This window comes from Leucobacter sp. Psy1 (genome assembly GCF_020096995.1).
In the GTDB taxonomy this organism is placed as follows: domain Bacteria; phylum Actinomycetota; class Actinomycetes; order Actinomycetales; family Microbacteriaceae; genus Leucobacter.
Map to the genome: position 1 here is coordinate 541,464 of NZ_CP083692.1, position 17,699 is coordinate 559,162.

The following is a 17,699-nucleotide window of genomic DNA, read 5'->3' on the forward strand; positions in this document are numbered from 1 at the left end:
CCACGGCGGTAAGGGTGCTCGGTCAGGACAGGAAGCCCTGATCTTCCAGCCACTCCTCGGCGACGTCGCGGGGGTCCTCGCCGTCGTTGTCGACCTTGCCGTTGAGCTCGATCATGACCTCGTCGGTGAGTTCCGCACTGATCGGGTCGAGGATCTCAGCGATCGCCGGATACTCGTCGAGCGTCTCCTGCCGCAGGGTCACGACGCCGGCGTACGGGACGAAGAAGTTCGCGTCGTCATCGAGTACCGCCAGCGCATTCGAGGAGATGCGCGCGTCGGTCGAGAAGACCTCGCCGAACTGGCAGGAGTCGCCGACCTGCGTGTAGATGAGGTTCAGATCGAGTTCGACGACCTCGCCGAACTCGAAGCCGTAGTCCTCCTCGAGCCCGGGCAGCCCGTCGTCGCGGTTGATGAACTCGCTCGCCGCGCAGACGGCCGACTCATCCGGGTGATCGGAGATGAACTCCGCCGCCTCGGTCATGTTCGTGAGACCGTGCTCGGCGGCGAAATCCTCGGTGGTCGCGATGCGGTAGGTGTTCTCGAAGTGCGCCGGTTCGAGCCAGGCGATCCCGTTCTCGGCGTCGGCCTCGACGACGGCGCCGTAGAGGTCCTCCGGGAGGTCCTCGGTGGTGTTGCCGAGGATGTTCACCCATCCGGTGCCGGTGTAGTCCCAGTAGAGGTCGATCTCTCCAGTCTCGAGCGCCTCGCGCACCGTGGCGCTGCCCGAGATGCCGGTCTGGTCGGTAATGTCGGCTCCGGCGTGCTCGAGCGCGACCATCGCGATCTGCGCGAGCACGTGCGACTCGGTGAACTCCTTCGAGCCGACGGTGAGTGAGGCGCCGGACAGCTCGCCTTCGCCGCCACCTGAGCCGCCGTCACTGCAGCCGGTCAGTGCGAGCGCCAGTGCGGCCCCGCCTGCGGTGAGTGCTGAGAGGGTTCTGCGCGGTGTTCTCATGGGTTCTCCTCAGTTCGGGGTGGTGTTCCGCGTGTCTCACGACACGGGACGGGATCGGCGCGAAAGCGCCTCAGAGGCCTTTCGGGCGGAGCATGTCCTCGGCGATTCCGGCCAGGTAGTCGATGAGCAATGCCAGCACAGCGGTGAGCACGGCTCCGACGAGCTGCACGACGAATCGGTTCGTCGTCAGGCCGGCGACGATGATGTCGCCGAGGCCGCCCGCGTTGATGTAGGTGACGAGCGTGGCGGTGCCGACGTTGATGACGAGCGCCGTCCTGATGCCCGCGAGGATCACGGGGACGGCGAGCGGGAGCTCGAGTCGCCGAAGGACGGTGCCGCGGGACATGCCCATGCCTCGACCGGCCTCGAGCACGGTGCCGTCGACCTGCTCCAGCCCGACGATGGTATTCAGCAGCACCGGGACGATCGCGTAGAGCACGAGACCGAGAATCGCGGCGGGGAAGCCGAGGAAGAGGAACGCCACTGCAAGGAGCACGAGGATCGCGATCGTCGGGACGGCCTGGCCGAGGGTGAGGATCGTGATGATCACGGGCCGGATGCGTCGCGTGAATCGGCGGCTCATCAGGACGCCGAGCGGCACCGCGATGAGCAGGGTGAACACCGTCGAGACGGTCGCCAGCTGCACGTGCTGCCAGATGGCTGTGCTCAATCGGGCTGGGCTGAGGGCACGCGCCTCGATGGTGTCGAGGGTCTGGGACTGCACGTACAGGAAGAGCGCGAGGCACACCCCGGCCAGCACCAGGGGCATGGTGAAATACCGCCCCCAGGGAACACGACGCCCGCGCTCACGCTGCACCGGCGCGGCGACGGTCGGGGAGAGCCCGGTGGTCGCGGTCATACGCGCTCCTGCGGTGCGGGACCGATTCCCGGGTCGGTCAGGCCTGCGCGGGCCTCGTCCACGGCGACGCTGCGCATCTCCCTGATGGTCTCGGTGATCTGCTCGAAGTCGATGACGCCGCGGAAGACGCCGGCGTCGTCGAGCACGACCGAGACGCTGTGACTGGCGGTGATCAGCTCGTTGAGCACGTCGCTGAGCGTAGCCCGGGGGGCTGCCGCGTGGTCGACGGGCGCACCCAGCTCGGCGAGGGACCGCCCCTCAGTGGCGCGCAGGTCATCAGCGATGACCCAGCTCACGGGCCTCCGCGCGCCGTCCAGAACGAGGAGTGCGCTCTCGGAGACCCCGCGCAGCACGTCGAGCGCCGCTTCGGGAGGGGTCTCGATGTCGACGGTCGGCCAGCCTCTGAGCGGCACGTCCGAGACGCGGGTGAGGTTGAGGCGCTTCAGCGAGGCTCCGCGGCCGATGAAGCTGCGGACGAAGTCGCTCGCCGGCGAGGTGAGGATCCGCTCAGGCGTATCGTACTGCGCGATGCGCGAGCCCTCCTGCAGGATCACGATGCGATCGCCGAGCTTGATCGCCTCGTCGATGTCGTGCGTGACGAAGACGATGGTCTTCCGCATCTCGGCCTGGAGCCGGAGCAGTTCGTTCTGCAGCCGGTCGCGGGTGATGGGGTCGATCGCGCCGAAAGGCTCGTCCATGAGCAGCACATCGGGGTCGGCGCCGAGCGCCCTCGCGACTCCAATGCGCTGCTGCTGGCCGCCGGAGAGCTGCTTCGGGTAGCGGTCGCGGTACTCGGCTGGATCCATACCGACGGTGGTGAGGAGCTCGTCCACGCGGGCCGCGATGCGGTCCTTCTTCCAGCCGAGCAGCTTCGGCACCGTCGCGATGTTCTCGCCGATCGTGAGGTGCGGGAACAGCCCGATCTGCTGGATCACGTATCCGATGCGCCGACGCAGCTGGTCGGGGTTCGACTCGGTGACGTCGTCGCCGTCAAGAAGGATGCGACCCGTCGAGGGCTCGATGATCCGGTTGATCATCTTCATGGTGGTGGTCTTTCCGCACCCCGATGGGCCGACGAAGACCACGATCTCACCGCGGTGGATGTCGAGGTCGAGGGCCTCGACGGCGTCGCGCTGCTGGCCGGGGTAGCGCTTCGAGAGTCCCTCGAGACGGATCATGATGTCGTTCGCTGTGGTGTCGGTCATCGGAGTCCCTGTGAGGTCGTGAGGCGTCGAGCCACGTGGAAGAGTACGTCGAAGAGGATCGCGAGGATCACGACCCCGAGCGTGCCGGCGAGCACGAGGTTCACCGCCACCGGGGTGCCCACCCTGGCGAGCCCGGTGAAGATGAGCTCGCCGTACCCTGGACCGTTCACGATCGCGCCGATCGCGGCGATGCCGAGCAGGGTGAGGGTCGTTACGCGGATCCCCGTCAGGATGATGGGCCAGGCGAGGGGGAGCTCGATGCGCAGCAGGCGTTGCGCGCGGGTCAGGCCCATCCCCTTCGCCGATTCGGACACGGCGGGGTCGACGCTGTTGAGCCCGGCGACGGTGTTGCGGATCACGGGCATCAGCCCGTACATCGTGAGGGCCACGATGACGGGTCTGGCGCCGAGCCCCAGCGGGCCGAGGAGCAGGATGAAGAGCGCGAACGAGGGGATCGTCAGCATCGCCCCCGTCAGGGAGAGCACGAAGTTCCTGGCGCGACGGTTCCGGTACACGAGCACGCCGAGGGAGATGCCGATCACGGAGGCGAGGACGACGGAGACGCCGACCACCGCTGCGTGGCCGAGACCCAGCTCCAGCATGTCGTCGGCGCGCTTGCCGAGAAAATCGATGAACTCTATCGCGTGCTCCGTTCGGTGCAGAAGAGACGCCCTCCCCTGAAGGACGTACTCACCTTACCCGACCCGATCCCCGGTCACGGACGCGTTCCCGAGGTCTACGGGGCGACCTCCCGGATCCTCGCGGCCACGGCGCGTGCGTGGGCGTCGACTCGGACGTACGCCTCGCGCGCCAGCGCCCGCCAGAGCCTGACCGCGAGATCGGGGTCGTCGGACTCCAGAGCGGCGATGGCGTCCGCGCTCAGCAGCATCGCGCGGGTATCGGATTCCGCTTTGACGGTGGTCTCCTGCCGATCCGACTCGGCGAGGGCGAGGTCGCCGATCATCATGCCGGCGCTGAGCGTGCTGAGCCGGAAGCGGTTCCCCTCCGTGTCGGACGCGATCGTCGAGACGGTGCCAGAGAGGATGAAGAACACGCCGGCGAACCGCTGCCCGACCCGACGGATCACCTCGCCGGCCTCGTACGAGACCGGTTCCATGAGGGCGGTGATGGCGCTCAGGTCGTCCGCGTCGAGCATCGCCAGCGCAGGGGCGTCTTCGACCGGCACCTCGACGGGCATCGAGTCGGCGTCTCCGTAGCGCTCGAGGATCGTGCGTTCGCAGTGGATGATCGCGAGGTCGTGGGCGTCGAACGTGCGGGTGTGCTCGTCGCCGAAAGCGTGGTCGATGAGGCCGTCGGGGTCGACGAGGATCAGCTGGCGCCCCTCGGCCTCGAATCGTTCGGCGGTTCGCGGCAGCACGGAGTGCGCGAGCGGCCCGACCTCGTTCACGCGACGCAGATCGAGCACCGCGAGCTCCACCTCGTCCGGCAGGTCGCTCAGCTCGCGGACGACGGACTCGGTGCCCGCGAAGAAGAGGTCGCCGGAGAGTTCGACGACGACCGCGCGGTGACTGTGCTCGGTGAGCACGGCGGCAGCCGCATCCGTGCGCCGGATCCGCGAGGGCACCCGGTCGATCGTGTGGGTGCTGCGGATGGCCGAACGGCCGGCGCGAGCCGACCTGACGAAGTGCAGCTCCATGTCCTGCGAGACTCGGCGGCACGTCGCCGCTCCCCGCACGCTGTTGCCGTGCTGATCGAGGCGCGGGGAGAAGACAGCGAGACCCGCCTGCCCGGGGAGCACTGCCACGATGCCGCCCCCGACTCCCGACTTCGCGGGCATGCCGACCTGCGCCACCCAGTCACCGGCGTCGTCGTACATGCCCGACGTCATCATCACGGAGAGGGTGCGCTCGACGGCCTGCGGCTCCAGTGCCTCCACGCCCGTCACCGGATTCGTCCCCCCGTTGGCGAGGGTCGCCCCGATCATCGCGAGGTCGCGGGTCGTCACCTGGACGGTGCACTGCCTGAGGTACGTCTCGAGCGCGGCCGATGGGCGGCCCTCGATCACGCCGACCGAGCTCAGCAGGTAGGCGAGCGCGTGGTTGCGGTCGCTGATCGCGCGCTCGCCCTGGTAGGCGCGGCCGTTCGTGCGCAGCGTGCGCCCCGCGCAGGCGGAGTAGGTGTCCACGATCCTCCGGATCGCGCTCCGCCCTCCCGACCCCTTGATGAGCGACGCGATGGCGATCGCACCGGCATTGATCATGGCGTTCGCCGGCCGGCCCGTCTCCTCCGCGAGCGACATCTCGTGGAAGGGGTCCCCTGACGGTTCCACGTCGACCTTCGCGTCGACGGCTTCGGTTCCGAGGTCGCTGAGCGCCAGCGCGTAGCTCAGCGGTTTCGACAGGGACTGCAGCAAAAACTCCTTGTCGGAGTCGCCGACCTCGTAGACCTGGCCGTCGACCGTCGCGAGTGCGATGGCGAAGTCGTCGGGGTCGATGCTTCCGCCAGGGGTGTTCACCGGATACGGGTCGCCATCGGTGAGCTGGGAGAACTCGTCGAGGACTCCGCGAAGGTAGGTGATGATCGGCGACTCCATGGGAGACGAGCCTAGCCTGCGGCCTCCGCCGCGGTCGAACGTGCGCGAAGGGTTGCGTCGACGCGCTCGCGGACGTATGGCCAGAAGGTATCTGCCCAGACCGCGTAGCCGCTGTCACTCGGATGGAAGCCGTCGGCGGCGAACTCGGTGAGAATGCCGCGCAGACCGCGCGCCCTGGTCGCCGCGTGCAAGGGGACGACGGTGAGGCCGCGGGCATCGGCGAGCGTGTGGAGTATCCGATTCGCGGTGCGGACCCGCCGCTCGGCGCGCGGGGTGAAGAAGCAGGGGAGCTCGGCCACCAGGGCGTGCTCGGGGACAGCGTCGAGGATCTCCGAGAGATTCCGGTGGAAGGCAACGGGATCCCACTGGGCGATGTCGTTCGCGCCGATCGCGACCGTCACCACCTCGGGGTGCTTGGTGAGCGGGTTCACGAGCCGCGGCAGCTGATCGCGCGCGCAGAGCGCGGTCGTGGCGCCTGAGACGGCCAGGTTGGTCACGTGGACGGGGGCTCCGATGTACGCCTCCATGCGGTCCACCAGCTGCCCGACGTAGCTGTTGCCCGGCCGGCTCGCGCCGATGCCCTGCGCCGTCGAGTCACCCACCGCGATGATGAAGAGGTCGCCGGGGGTCTTGCGCCTGGCGCGCCACCAGGTCGCGGTGACCGGCTGCTGATCGGAGAGGGTCATGACCGGCCGATTCGCGAACTCGATCGCACGGGTCCAGCCGAATCGCCTGGCGACGTTGCCCAGCACCACCGTGCCGAGCGCGACGAGGCCCCGGAACGGGTGAGCCGGCGGCATGTGCTGAGACACGCGCTCCTCCGTTCCGGGGCCTCGCTGCAGTGGTGGGTTCGGGCTACTTGGCGACGCCAGGGTGGGTCATCGAGAGCAGGTCGAGTGCCTGGTCGAGATCGGATTCCGAGACCTCACCGCGCTCGACGTACCCGAGGTCGACGACCGCCTCGCGCACCGTGATCCCCTTGGCGACTGAGTGCTTCGCGATCTTCGCGGCGGCCTCGTAGCCGATGAGGCGGTTGAGCGGGGTGACGGTCGACGGGCTCATGCCGGCCAGCTCGGCCGCGCGGTCGAGATTCGCCTCGAGGCCGTCCACCGTCTTGTCGGCGAGCACCGTTGCGCCGTTCGCCAGCAGCCGGATCGACTCGAGCAGCGCCGTGCCCATGACGGGAATCTGCACGTTGAGCTCGAATGAGCCGGACGCACCAGCCCAAGCGATCGTCGCGTCGTTGCCGATCACCCGGGCGCACACCATCAGCACGGCCTCGGGGATCACCGGGTTCACCTTGCCTGGCATGATCGAGGAGCCGGGCTGCAGGTCGGGGATGTGGAGCTCGCCGAGACCCGTGTTCGGGCCCGAGCCCATCCAGCGCAGGTCGTTGTTGATCTTGGTGAGCGAGACGGCGATGGTGCGGAGCGCACCCGACGCCTCGACGAGTCCGTCCCGGTTCGCCTGCGCCTCGAAGTGGTTGCGCGCCTCGGTGATCGGCAGGCCGCTCGACTCGGCGATCTCAGCGATGACCTTCTCGGGGAACCCCGCAGGGGTGTTGATGCCGGTGCCGACGGCGGTGCCGCCCTGCGGAACCTCGGCGACGCGGGGGAGTGCAGCCTCCACGCGCTCGATGCCGTAGCGGATCTGAGCGGCGTACCCGCCGAACTCCTGGCCCAGAGTGACGGGCGTCGCGTCCATGAGGTGGGTGCGGCCGGGCTTCACGGCCTCGGCCCACAGCTCGGCCTTCCGCTCGAACGCCTGAGCGAGGTGCTCGAGCGCCGGCTTGAGCTGCTCGATCAGCGCGCCCGTCACTGCGATGTGCACGGAGGTCGGGAAGACGTCGTTCGACGACTGCGAGGCGTTCACGTGATCGTTCGGGTGGACCGTGTCGCCGAGGTGGCGGCTCGCGAGCGTGGCGAGCACCTCGTTCATGTTCATGTTCGACGACGTGCCCGAGCCGGTCTGGTAGGTGTCGACCGGGAACATGTCGTGGTGGTCGCCGCCGATGATCTCGTCGGCTGCGGCGACGATCGCGTCGGCGATCGCGGTGTCGAGGATCCCGAGCTCGCCGTTGGCGATCGCCGCAGCGCGCTTGATCCGGGCCAGGGCGACGATCTGCGCCGGCTCGAGCCCCGATCCCGAGATCGGGAAGTTCTGGACGGCGCGCTGCGTCTGCGCTGCGTAGAGGGCGTTCTTCGGAACACGGACCTCTCCCATGGTGTCGTGCTCGATGCGGTAGTCGGTCTCTGCGGTCACGGTGATCCTTCGTTCGGTGGCAGGGGTACGGGAGGCGGTCACACCCGGGCCGCGAGGTCCGGGGTGCCGCTGAGGGCGATGTCGAGGGGGCCGACGGCGGAGAGCGGAACGGCGGTACCCTCGGCGAGTCGGTACTGGCAGCCCACGACGGCGAGCTGGCCGGCGGCGACGGCGTCGCTGATGATGCGCGAGCTGCGCAGCAGTTCGCTCACGGTGGCGGCGAGGTGGATCCTGCCCACGTGATCCGCGTCGATGTCTGCGGGGTCGGCGTAGGGGGTATCGGTGTGATCGGCGAGCCAGAGCTGCTGCACCGACGGCACGATCGATCCCAGCACGTTCTCGACGGCCTGCGGCACCGGTGTCGGCGAGCTCGACGCCCGGTCGATCGCCGCGGCGACGGCGCCGCACGAGTCGTGCGCGAGGACGATGATGATCGCGACGCCGAGCTCGCTCACCGCGTACTCCATCGACGCCGTGATCGACTCGGCGACCACGTGCCCCATGTTGCGGGCGACGAAGAGGTCGCCGAGCCCTGCGTCGAAGATGATCTCGGCCGACAGGCGGGAGTCGGCGCAGCCGAAGAGCGCGGCGTCCGGCGTCTGCACGGCCGTCAGCTCGCTGCGGCGCTCCACGTCCTGCCTCGGGTGCTGGGGGGTGCCCTCGGTGAAGCGGGTGTTGCCCTGGCGCAGGGCGTCCCACGCCTGCTGCGGGGTTACGCGGGGTGCGGTCACGCGGTCTCTCCTTCGGTTCTTCGGCTCTATTCCACGGCCTGCTCGGCGACCGACGTCGCGAGCGCGTCGATCGACTCGACGCTGTCGGTGCCGTACACCAGCAGAGTAGTGTCGCCACCAACGCTCTGCACGCCGTACAGCATGTTCGCCTCGTCGGGGTTCCGGTCACGGTGGTCGTAGACCGTCCAGTCGAGCCCACCGAGGGTCGTCTCTCCTGTCGCCGACTGCTGCTCCATCTGCGCGGCGATCCACCGGTCCTCGACGGGTGCTCCGTCGGGCGTGAACGCCTGCACCACGGCGGCGTATCGCTCGTCACCCGTCGTGTACCCGATGTACCAGTACGTGATCCGGGTGTCGGAATCGTGCCTGAGCTCCGCCTGCTTCGCCTTCCAATCGTCAGGCACTTCCGGTGCGACGAGGGTGTGCCCTGCGCTCGGTGAGGCTTCAGCAGCGAGCGAGGCGACGTCGACCTCGTGATCGGAGAACCCGCCGGTGCCCCGCGGCACGATGAGTACCATGAGGAGGACCAGTGCCAGGCTCACGAACAGCGAGAGGACGAGGTTGTTGACCGTCTTCCGCTCGCGGTAGAGACGGCTGTCGCGTGCCTTCCGGGTCGCCGTCTCCTGAGGAGTTTCGGGGCGTCCGAGTTCGGCGACGACCGCCGGCGGCTTCTGCTTGCGCGCCATTACTCCGCGTCGCCCCCGACCGTCTCGGCTGAGGCATCCGACGAACCGGCGCTGCGGGCCTGTTCCAAGCGCTTCCGAGCCCCGAGCAGCCACTCCTCGCATCGCGCAGCGAGTGCCTCGCCGCGCTCCCAGAGCTGGAGCGATTCCTCGAGCGTCGTGCCGCCCTGCTCCAGCCGATTCACGACCTGGATGAGCTCGTCGCGGGCCTGTTCATAGCTCAGCTCATCGGGCGCGGCGATGGCGTCGGCGGGCGTCGAGTCAGACATACCCTCAACTCTACCCCGCGTCGTGAGCGCTCCCCTCTGAGACGGCGGAGAGCCTGCCGCCGGCGAGTGAGAGGCGCAGACCTGCCCCAGACGGAGCCTGCGTCGGGTCGCGCAGTACGCTCCCGTCGTCCAGCTGAGCGATCGCGTATCCGCGCTCGAGCGTCGACTTCGGGGAGAGCGCCGAGAGGCGGAAGCGATCCTCGGCGAGCGACCGCTCGCGATCCTCGACGGCGCGATCAGCCAGCTCCGTGCCCCGTGAGATCCACCGCACCAGCTCTTCCGCCCGCTGATCGACGATGCGCTCGGGATCGGCGAGCGCGGGACGCATCCGCAGCTGGACGAGCCGTTCCGTCTCGGCGGTCAGCATGTGACCGAGGCGGGTCGTGAGGCGCCCTCGCGCCTGGTCGATGCCCGCGAGCTCCTCACCGACGTCTGGCACGATGCGCTTCGCCGCGTCCGTCGGTGTCGACGCGCGGAGGTCCGCGATCTCGTCGAGCAGCGGACGGTCGGCCTCGTGGCCGATCGCGCTGACGATGGGCGTGCGCGCCGCCGCCGCCGTGCGCAGCACCTGTTCGTCGCTGAACGGGAGCAGGTGGAGGAAGTCGCCGCCGCCGCGCGCGACCACGATGACGTCCACCTCCGGATCCTCATCGAGCGCCACGATCGCGGCGGCCACCTCGGAAGCGGCCCGATCCCCCTGCACGGCGCTGTGACGGACCCGGAACTGGACCCCTGGCCAGCGCAGCGTCGCGTTGCGGATGACGTCCTTCTCCGCATCCGAATCGCGGCCGGTGACGAGCCCGATGCGGTGGGGGAGGAACGGGAGGCGCCGCTTGCGAGACGCATCGAACAGGCCCTCACCCTGCAGCTTGGCGCGCAGACGCTCCAACCGCTCGAGCAGCTCACCGACCCCCACGTGGGAGATGTCGAAGACCTGCACTGTGAGCGAACCGCCCTTCACCCAGAAGTTCGGCTTCACGAGCGCGATCACCCGGTCGCCCTGGGCGAAGTCGCTCGTGAGCCGCTGCGCCACCGAACGCCAGACGGTGAAACTCACCGTCGCGTCCTGCTCGAGATCCCTGAGCCGGCCGTAGACGTGCCCGCCGCGCACCTGCCACTGGGTGATCTCGCCCTCGATCCAGATCTGGCCGAGCCGGTCGATCCAGTCGCGGATCTTCTGGCTCATGAGCGCGACCGGCCACGGCTGCTCTCGGGTAGCGGGTGCGGGCGAAGCGTCTGCCATGCCTCGACCCTACCGGGGCCTCGCGCTGAGGTCCGATCCAGCGCGGGCGCGTAACATGGGGGCCATGGTGGAGACTCAGCTTGCGGATACGGCGGCGGGTGCGGGGACGACGGATCGCACCCGTGATCAACGGACCATCGGCGCGCCGGTGGTGAGCCTCGCGATGCCGCGCATGCGCCGCCAGGTCGGGCGCCTCAAGAACGTGCCGGTCGACGGTGAGAAGAAGGTGCTCCTGGCAGCGCCCCGCGGGTACTGCGCCGGCGTGGATCGCGCGGTCGTCGCCGTCGAGAAGGCGCTCGAGCGCTACGGTGCTCCCGTCTACGTGCGCAAGCAGATCGTCCACAACGTGCACGTCGTCAAGACTCTCGAGAAGATGGGGGCCATCTTCGTCGAAGAAGTCGACGAAGTGCCCGAGGGCGCGAACGTCGTCTTCTCGGCCCACGGCGTCTCGCCTGCGGTCGTGAACGAGGCCGCCGACCGCGGGCTCCACGCCATCGACGCCACCTGCCCGCTCGTCACCAAGGTGCACCGGGAGGCCGTGCGATTCGCGAAGCAGGACCGCGAGATCCTGCTCATCGGCCACACGGGCCACGAAGAAGTCGAGGGCACCAGCGGCGAGGCTCCGGATCACATCACGATCGTGAACTCGCCGGACGACGTCGACACGCTCGAGGTCAGGGATCCTGATCGACTCGTCTGGCTTTCGCAGACCACGCTCTCGGTCGACGAGACCATGGAGACGGTGCGGCGCCTGCGCGAACGCTTCCCGAACCTGCAGGATCCGCCGAGCGACGACATCTGCTACGCCACGCAGAACCGCCAGGTCGCTATCAAGAAGATCGCCCCGCAGGCCGACGTCGTGATCGTCGTCGGGTCATCGAACTCGTCGAACTCTGTGCGCCTGAAAGAGGTCGCCCTCGAGTACGGCGCCCGCGCCGCATACCGGGTCGATTTCGCGAGCGAGGTGCAGCAGGAGTGGCTCGAGGGAGCCCGAACCGTCGGCGTCACGAGCGGCGCCTCGGTGCCCGAGGTGCTCGTGCAGGAACTGCTCGACGACCTTGCAGACGCCGGGTACGGCGAGGTCGAGGCGACCGTCACCGCCGAAGAGGACCTCGTCTTCTCGCTGCCCAAGGAGCTGCGCCAGAACGCCGAGGGGCAGCGTGACGAGCGCGCTCTCGGCGGGCGGATCCGAGCGTAATCCTGCGGCCCCGTCAAGGGGTCGCAGCCGTTCATGGGACGCACACGCAACTGCGCTACTGTCGAGGAGTGACTGCATCAGACGACTCGGAGTACGATACTCTCTCGACCGAATGGGTCGACGCCACCGGTGAAGGAGCCCCGGCGTTCGACCTCTCGGCGATCGATCTCTCGAAGTCCGAGGACCGGCACGAACTGCGCGAGGTGCTCACCCGGTTCCTGATGCCCTACAAGTTCGCCATCGACGAGGTGACGACGCGGCTGAACATCCTCCAGGAGGAGTTCGTGCACACAGGGGAGTACAACCCGATCGAGCACGTCTCTGGCCGCCTGAAGGACCCCGACAGCATCATGGAGAAGATGCAGCGACGCAATGTGTCCGGCGACCTCAGCGCCGTGCGGAGCGAGATCACGGACATCGCAGGGGTCCGCGTCGTGTGCAGCTTCATCTCCGACGTCTACCGAGTGTTCGAGCTCATCACCAGCCAGGACGACGTGAGCGTCCACACCGTCAAGGACTACATCGCGCGGCCCAAGGAGAACGGCTACCGATCGCTCCACGTGATCCTCGAGTTGCCCGTCCACCTCTCCAGTGGCCCGGTCAAGACGCTGGTGGAGCTGCAGATCCGGACCATCGCCATGGACTTCTGGGCGAGCCTCGAGCACAAGATCTACTACAAGTACGACCGCGAGGTGCCCGACAAGCTCCTCGGCGGCCTGCGGGACGCCGCCGAGCAGGCGGGACAGCTCGACGCGAGCATGGAGTGGCTGCACATCGCGATCCGCGGCGGCGACCGCGGAGTGCTCGTCCGCCGTTCCACCGACGCGCTGCTCGCCAGCGGCCGCAAGTTCGAGCGCATCGCCCTCGAATCCGGGAACGCGAACGAGAGCTGACGAGTCAGCCGCCCCCGATCAGTTCGTCGGAGCGGGTGTCGGCATCGTCGAGAACTGCTCGATGACCTCTGGGGTCTGGAACAGCACTACCGACATCACGATGAAGACGGGGACCAGAGCGATGACGGCCGCGACGAGCGGCACCCAGAATGCGAGCTTCCCGGCACGCATCCGCTGAATCGAGAACAGCAGATTCAGTGCCCACACGAGAAGCACGAACAGGCCGGTGACGGTACCTGCGGTGCCGGTCCAGTCGGGAAGCGTCATCGTCTCGACGTCGAGCATCGAGGCGTTCAGCATGAGCTGCGGGGCGAGGTTGAACATGCCGCTGGAGATGCTGAACGCGCCGTAGGCACCGATCACGAGCAGAATGATCGTCACGATGCGATCGCCCTTGCGTGCCGGGCGGGCGCCTTGCGCTGACCGTGCCTGGGGTGGAGCTGCGACCTGCGTGGCGGCGGGCGGCGCCTGGGGCGGCGTCGCCGCATCGTCGCGGTACTTGCGCGGGGTGTGCGCTGCCGCCTGCTCGGGGGTCGCCCGCTCGGGTGCCGGGTTCGCCCCGCTCGGCTTGCCCTGCGGTGTCGAACTCTTGCTGCCCTTGGCACGGTCGTTCGCGGACGCCTGACCGCTACGGGAACCCCGTGCCGGTTTCGCGGATCCTGCACCGAGGTTGTGAGGGACACCGTCGACACGACCCGAACGCGATCCACTCGGAGCCTGAGCCCCGGAGCCCGGAACCTGGCCTGATGCGGCGGGCCCCGTGGCACCCGACTCTTCGCCCGGCGGAGTCCAGGACCAGCCCTCCGGTGCGTACTCGCCGTACTGCGGCCGCGGACGGGTGTCGCGGGGCTGGTGCGGGGAATCGCCCTCGGTCTTGGCGGAGGATTCCGGGCCGATAGAGGGCTCCGAACTCGTGGAGTCCCCTGAGTTTGCGGGGCCCTTCGTGCTCGAGGCCTGGTCTTCCGGGCGCGGGTTGTTGGTCGACACTTAGGCGCTCACCGACTTCCCGGCGGACCCGAGCCACTGCGTCGCCTCGACCACACGGGCGGACATGTCCGCCTCGGCGACCTTGCCCCACGCGCGGGGATCATACTTCTTCTTGTTGCCGACTTCGCCGTCGACCTTGAGTACCTCGTCGTAGTTCGAGAACATGTAGCCCGCGACGGAGCGGGTGAACGCGTACTGCGTGTCGGTATCGATGTTCATCTTGATGACGCCGTTGCGCACCGCCTCGTTGACCTCCTCCTGGGACGAACCGGAGCCGCCGTGGAACACGAGGTCGAGCGGGTTCGCGCCGGTGCCGTACTTCTCAGCCACACCGGCCTGGATCTCCGCGAGCAGCTCGGGGCGCAGCTTCACGTTGCCCGGCTTGTAGACGCCGTGCACGTTGCCGAACGTGAGCGCTGTCAGATAGCGGCCGTGATCGCCGAGACCGAGGGCTTCGACCATCGCGACGGCGTCGTCGAGGGTGGTGTAGAGCTGATCGTTGATCTCGTTCGCGACGCCGTCCTCCTCGCCGCCTACGACGCCGATCTCGACCTCGAGAATCATGCGTGCGGCAGCGATGCGGGGCAGCAAGTCCTTCGCGATCTCCAGGTTCTCGGTCAGCGGGACCGCCGAGCCATCCCACATGTGCGACTGGAAGTAGGGGAGCCCTCCCTCCTTCACCCGCTCCTCGCTCGCGGCGAGCAGGGGCAGGAGGAACGTGTCGAGCGCGTCCTTCGGGCAGTGGTCGGTGTGCAGCGCGACGGTGACGTCGTATGCCTTCGCGACCTCCTCGGCGAACTTCGCGAACGCGATCGCGCCGCCGGCGCGGTTCTTCACGGTGCGGCCGGCGAAGTAGTCTGCGCCGCCGGTGCTCACCTGGATGATGCCGTCGGAGCCCGCCTCGGCGAAGCCCTGGATCGCGGCGTTCAGCGTCTGGGAACTCGAGACGTTGACCGCGGGGAACGCGAATCCACCGCTTTTCGCGGCGTCCAACATCGCTGCGTACTGTTCAGGGGTAGCGACCGGCATCAATGGCTCCTTGCTTCGTAGCGACAGGGTGTCACCAGTCTAGGGCGTCTCGTCTGTAAACTGGGGCCGGATCGGACAACCAGCACGGAGGCTTCACCCATGACTCAACCAGACTCTCTCGATACCTGGCAGCCCGATCGCAACCTTGCCATGGAGCTGGTGCGCGCGACCGAGGCGGCCGCGATCCGCGCGACCCCCTACGTGGGTCGCGGCGACAAGAACGCAGCCGACGGCGCCGCCGTCGACGCCATGCGCCGGTTCCTCTCCACCGTCTCCATGAACGGCACCGTCGTTATCGGTGAGGGCGAGAAAGACGATGCCCCCTGGCTCTACAACGGCGAGCGCGTCGGCAACGGCATGGGTGCCGGCTGCGACGTCGCCGTCGACCCGATCGACGGGACCCGCCTTACCGCTGAGGGGCGCCCGGGCGCGATCTCCGTCATCGCCGTCGCCGACCGCGGCAGCATGTACGACCCCTCAGCCGTGTTCTACATGGACAAGCTCGTATGCGGACCTGACGGTGTCGGCATCGTGGACATCCGGAAGCCCATCGGCGAGAACATCCGCGCACTCGCTGCGAAGAAGGGCGTCGACGTCTCCGACCTCCGCGTCGCGGTGCTCGACCGCCCGCGCCACGAGCAGCTCATCGCCGAGATCCGCGAGGCCGGCGCCGGCACCCGTCTGCTGATGGACGGCGATGTCGCGGGCGGCGTGAACGCGGCCCGCTGGGACTCCCGCATCGACCTCTGCGTCGGGATCGGCGGCACCCCAGAGGGCATCATCACGGCCTGCGCCGTGAAGGCGCTCGGCGGGGTCATCCAGGGCAAGCTCTGGCCGAAGGACGACGAGGAGCGCCAGAAGGCCATCGACGCCGGGCACGACCTCGATCGGATCCTTGAAGCCGACGACCTCGTGGCAAGCGACAACTGCTACTTCGTCGCGACGGGCATCACGGACTCCGACTTCATCGACGGCGTGCAGCGCAACGGCCCGTTCGTGCGTGCCGAAAGCATCGTCATGCGCTCCCACTCGGGCACCATCCGCCACGTCGTCAGCGACATGAAGGCGGATCGCTGGACGTAGCCCCGGCCGCCACGAGGCTCGGGCATCGCTCGTCGGAGCGGCCTCCCGTGAGGCACTTCCGTCCGGCGTGCATTCCGGTGCCTTTCGGGCGGTTCAATGGAGCCTTTCGCATGTTATTCGTCCGGAATTACCTGCGAAAGGCTCCACTGAACCCGCGCACTGAATGGCCGGCCGGTCCGATCGGCGGAGCTGGACGGTCCCACCGGTGCGGCCGGAAACGCCCGGAGCCGGGCACGGGTGACGGCGTCGAAGGACGCCGAGTGCAGTGAGAAAGGACCCGGGTCACCGCGCTCAGTCTCGGGTAGAGGATGCGGTCCCGGTCGCGGCCGATGCGGGGCCCGCGGGCTCAGGAGCCGCCGTGACACCTGCCGCAGCACCACGGGAACCGGCTCCACCTGCCCCTGCGCGATCGGAGCCGGCGTCATCGGCACCGGCGTCATCGGCACCGGCGTCCGGCTCCGGGGTGCGGAGTTCGGGCGCGACGAGCGGGCGCGCCGTGTCTTCGAGCTGGCGCGGTTCGGTGCCGATGTTCTCGCCGTTGAGCGCGCCGATCTTGCGCGCCGTCGGGAGCACCTGCCGTTCGAGCGAGCCGACGTAGGCGTTGTAGTCCTGCACTCCGCGTGAGAGCGTGCGGCCGAGCTTGTCGAGGTGCGTGGCGGTGCGGCCGATGCGGCGGTGGAGTTCACGGCTCAAGTCGAAGAGGGTGCGTGCTTCTGTCGTCAGCGATTCCTGTCTCCAGCTGTGCGCGATCGACTTGAGGATCGCCCACAGGCTGACCGGTGAAGCGAGGGCGACGCGGCGCTCGAAGGCGAACTCGAGAAGGAGGGGATCGGCGTCGAGCGCGCTGGAGAGCAGCGACTCGCTCGGCACGAACGCGACGACGAGTTCAGGCGAATCCTCGAGCGCGCTCCAGTAGTCGCGGTTGCTGAGCGCGAGCACGTGGTCGCGGAGAGCTTTCGCGTGTTTCGCGAGGAGTTCGCGTCGGCGTGCTCCCGTTTCGTCGTCGACGGGGTCGAGGTGCTGAGCCTGCAGGTGCGCGTCGAACGGCACCTTCGCGTCGATCGCAAGCGCTTTTCCACCCGGCAGGTGGATGACCACGTCGGGGCGGGCACCCCCGTGCTCGGTGGTGAGCTGATGCTGCACCGTGAAATCGACGTGCTCGAGCATGCCTGCAGCCTCGATGATGCGCCGCAACTGGGTCTCGCCCCAGATGCCGCGCGTGGTGTTCGATCGGAGCGCCGACGCGAGGGACTCTGCGGTGCCGCGCAGCTTCTCCTCCGCAGTCGCCGCCTGGCGGAGCTGCTCGGTCAGTTCGCCGTGCTGGGCGGCGCGTTGCTGCTCGAGCGTCGTGACGGTCCGCTCGAGTTTACCGACGCTGTCGCGCAACGGCGCGAGGTGCTGGAGGACGCGCTGCTCCTCGCGATCCTGCTCGGCGCGCTGCTCGAGTGCGCTGTGGGCGTCGCGCAGCCGCTCTTCGAGGCCGCGCGCCCGCGTCTGATGCGCCGCGAGTTCCTCGCGAACCCGGCGATGCTCGCCCTCGGCGTCGAGTCGTGCCTGCTGCACGGCCAGAGCCCGCTCCTGCTCGGCGCGGGAACGCACCTCGTCGACGCGGACCTCACCGGAAGCGACGCCCGAACGGCGCCCCGCGAACCAGCCGGCCAGGGCGGCGACCAGCGCGATCACGACGGTGAGGAACGATGCGGCGAGGGGAGTCATGCCCTCATCGTCTCAGGTGCCACCGACATCGG

At 68.6% G+C, this 17,699-nt stretch carries 17 protein-coding genes; 3 read left to right on the forward strand and 14 right to left on the reverse strand.

All coding sequences use genetic code 11. The features are described from left to right. Positions 1-22: 22 nt before the first annotated feature. From K8P10_RS02480 to xseA, 11 genes are all read right to left on the reverse strand, one after another. On the reverse strand, positions 23-955 hold the full coding sequence (locus K8P10_RS02480; protein ID WP_224780226.1) for a glycine betaine ABC transporter substrate-binding protein: 933 nt from the start codon (positions 953-955) through the stop codon (positions 23-25). A gap of 70 nt (positions 956-1,025) precedes the next feature. Continuing rightward, complete coding sequence (locus K8P10_RS02485) at positions 1,026-1,814, reverse strand: ABC transporter permease (protein ID WP_224780227.1); 789 nt, start codon at positions 1,812-1,814, stop codon at positions 1,026-1,028. Then, positions 1,811-3,019, reverse strand: a complete 1,209-nt coding sequence (locus K8P10_RS02490; protein ID WP_305069238.1) for an ABC transporter ATP-binding protein — start codon at positions 3,017-3,019, stop codon at positions 1,811-1,813. Before K8P10_RS02490 ends, K8P10_RS02485 begins: the two co-directional genes overlap by 4 nt. Continuing rightward, positions 3,016-3,621, reverse strand: a complete 606-nt coding sequence (locus K8P10_RS02495) for an ABC transporter permease (protein ID WP_224780228.1) — start codon at positions 3,619-3,621, stop codon at positions 3,016-3,018. The genes K8P10_RS02490 and K8P10_RS02495 overlap by 4 nt, the downstream gene beginning before the upstream one ends. Positions 3,622-3,755: 134 nt before the next feature. After that, on the reverse strand, positions 3,756-5,573 hold the full coding sequence (gene glsA, locus K8P10_RS02500; protein ID WP_224780229.1) for a glutaminase A: 1,818 nt from the start codon (positions 5,571-5,573) through the stop codon (positions 3,756-3,758). Positions 5,574-5,584: 11 nt separating this feature from the next. Further along, a complete protein-coding gene (locus K8P10_RS02505) occupies positions 5,585-6,385 on the reverse strand; it encodes an SGNH/GDSL hydrolase family protein (protein WP_224780230.1) in 801 nt (266 codons plus the stop codon). Between the two features lie 43 nt (positions 6,386-6,428). Continuing rightward, positions 6,429-7,835, reverse strand: a complete 1,407-nt coding sequence (locus K8P10_RS02510; RefSeq protein ID WP_224780231.1) for an aspartate ammonia-lyase — start codon at positions 7,833-7,835, stop codon at positions 6,429-6,431. Between the two features lie 38 nt (positions 7,836-7,873). Next, positions 7,874-8,566, reverse strand: a complete 693-nt coding sequence (locus K8P10_RS02515; RefSeq protein ID WP_224780232.1) for a carbonic anhydrase — start codon at positions 8,564-8,566, stop codon at positions 7,874-7,876. A gap of 26 nt (positions 8,567-8,592) precedes the next feature. Then, positions 8,593-9,252: a DUF4245 domain-containing protein gene (locus tag K8P10_RS02520; protein WP_224780233.1), complete on the reverse strand. Its 660-nt coding sequence runs from the start codon at positions 9,250-9,252 to the stop codon at positions 8,593-8,595. Then, complete coding sequence (locus K8P10_RS02525) at positions 9,252-9,518, reverse strand: exodeoxyribonuclease VII small subunit (protein ID WP_224780234.1); 267 nt, start codon at positions 9,516-9,518, stop codon at positions 9,252-9,254. Before K8P10_RS02525 ends, K8P10_RS02520 begins: the two co-directional genes overlap by 1 nt. A gap of 10 nt (positions 9,519-9,528) precedes the next feature. Next, entirely contained in the window at positions 9,529-10,761 is a 1,233-nt protein-coding gene (gene xseA, locus K8P10_RS02530; RefSeq protein WP_224780235.1) for an exodeoxyribonuclease VII large subunit, read from the reverse strand. A gap of 163 nt (positions 10,762-10,924) precedes the next feature. On the opposite strand from xseA, the gene K8P10_RS02535 reads away from it, so the two are divergent. Together K8P10_RS02535 and K8P10_RS02540 are read left to right on the forward strand one after the other, a co-directional pair. After that, positions 10,925-11,959, forward strand: coding sequence for a 4-hydroxy-3-methylbut-2-enyl diphosphate reductase (locus K8P10_RS02535; RefSeq protein WP_224781203.1), 1,035 nt, complete (start codon positions 10,925-10,927; stop codon positions 11,957-11,959). A 68-nt stretch (positions 11,960-12,027) separates the two neighbouring features. Further along, positions 12,028-12,852 carry a GTP pyrophosphokinase family protein gene (locus K8P10_RS02540; RefSeq protein ID WP_224780236.1) on the forward strand — a complete coding sequence of 275 codons (825 nt, stop codon included), beginning with the start codon at positions 12,028-12,030 and terminating at the stop codon, positions 12,850-12,852. Positions 12,853-12,870: 18 nt separating this feature from the next. On the opposite strand, the gene K8P10_RS02545 is transcribed toward K8P10_RS02540, so the two are convergent. Together K8P10_RS02545 and fbaA are read right to left on the reverse strand one after the other, a co-directional pair. Next, positions 12,871-13,839, reverse strand: coding sequence for a DUF6264 family protein (locus tag K8P10_RS02545; protein ID WP_224780237.1), 969 nt, complete (start codon positions 13,837-13,839; stop codon positions 12,871-12,873). After that, entirely contained in the window at positions 13,840-14,868 is a 1,029-nt protein-coding gene (gene fbaA, locus K8P10_RS02550) for a class II fructose-bisphosphate aldolase (protein ID WP_224780238.1), read from the reverse strand. A 99-nt stretch (positions 14,869-14,967) separates the two neighbouring features. Here fbaA and glpX point away from each other — a divergent pair, with 99 nt between their 5' ends. Next, complete coding sequence (gene glpX, locus K8P10_RS02555) at positions 14,968-15,951, forward strand: class II fructose-bisphosphatase (RefSeq protein WP_224780239.1); 984 nt, start codon at positions 14,968-14,970, stop codon at positions 15,949-15,951. A gap of 291 nt (positions 15,952-16,242) precedes the next feature. On the opposite strand, the gene rmuC is transcribed toward glpX, so the two are convergent. Further along, positions 16,243-17,667, reverse strand: a complete 1,425-nt coding sequence (gene rmuC / locus K8P10_RS02560) for a DNA recombination protein RmuC (protein WP_224780240.1) — start codon at positions 17,665-17,667, stop codon at positions 16,243-16,245. Between the last annotated feature and the right edge of the window lie 32 nt (positions 17,668-17,699).

Coding starts and splice junctions, on each gene's coding strand:
- fbaA (WP_224780238.1), bottom strand. CDS start 14,868: ATGCCGGTCGCTACCCCTGAACAGTACGCAGCGATGTTGGACGCCGCG.
- K8P10_RS02535 (WP_224781203.1), top strand. CDS start 10,925: ATGCCGCGCATGCGCCGCCAGGTCGGGCGCCTCAAGAACGTGCCGGTC.
- K8P10_RS02495 (WP_224780228.1), bottom strand. CDS start 3,621: ATGCTGGAGCTGGGTCTCGGCCACGCAGCGGTGGTCGGCGTCTCCGTC.
- K8P10_RS02485 (WP_224780227.1), bottom strand. CDS start 1,814: ATGACCGCGACCACCGGGCTCTCCCCGACCGTCGCCGCGCCGGTGCAG.
- K8P10_RS02520 (WP_224780233.1), bottom strand. CDS start 9,252: ATGGCGCGCAAGCAGAAGCCGCCGGCGGTCGTCGCCGAACTCGGACGC.
- glpX (WP_224780239.1), top strand. CDS start 14,968: ATGACTCAACCAGACTCTCTCGATACCTGGCAGCCCGATCGCAACCTT.
- glsA (WP_224780229.1), bottom strand. CDS start 5,573: ATGGAGTCGCCGATCATCACCTACCTTCGCGGAGTCCTCGACGAGTTC.
- K8P10_RS02480 (WP_224780226.1), bottom strand. CDS start 955: ATGAGAACACCGCGCAGAACCCTCTCAGCACTCACCGCAGGCGGGGCC.
- K8P10_RS02525 (WP_224780234.1), bottom strand. CDS start 9,518: ATGTCTGACTCGACGCCCGCCGACGCCATCGCCGCGCCCGATGAGCTG.
- xseA (WP_224780235.1), bottom strand. CDS start 10,761: ATGGCAGACGCTTCGCCCGCACCCGCTACCCGAGAGCAGCCGTGGCCG.
- K8P10_RS02490 (WP_305069238.1), bottom strand. CDS start 3,019: ATGACCGACACCACAGCGAACGACATCATGATCCGTCTCGAGGGACTC.
- rmuC (WP_224780240.1), bottom strand. CDS start 17,667: ATGACTCCCCTCGCCGCATCGTTCCTCACCGTCGTGATCGCGCTGGTC.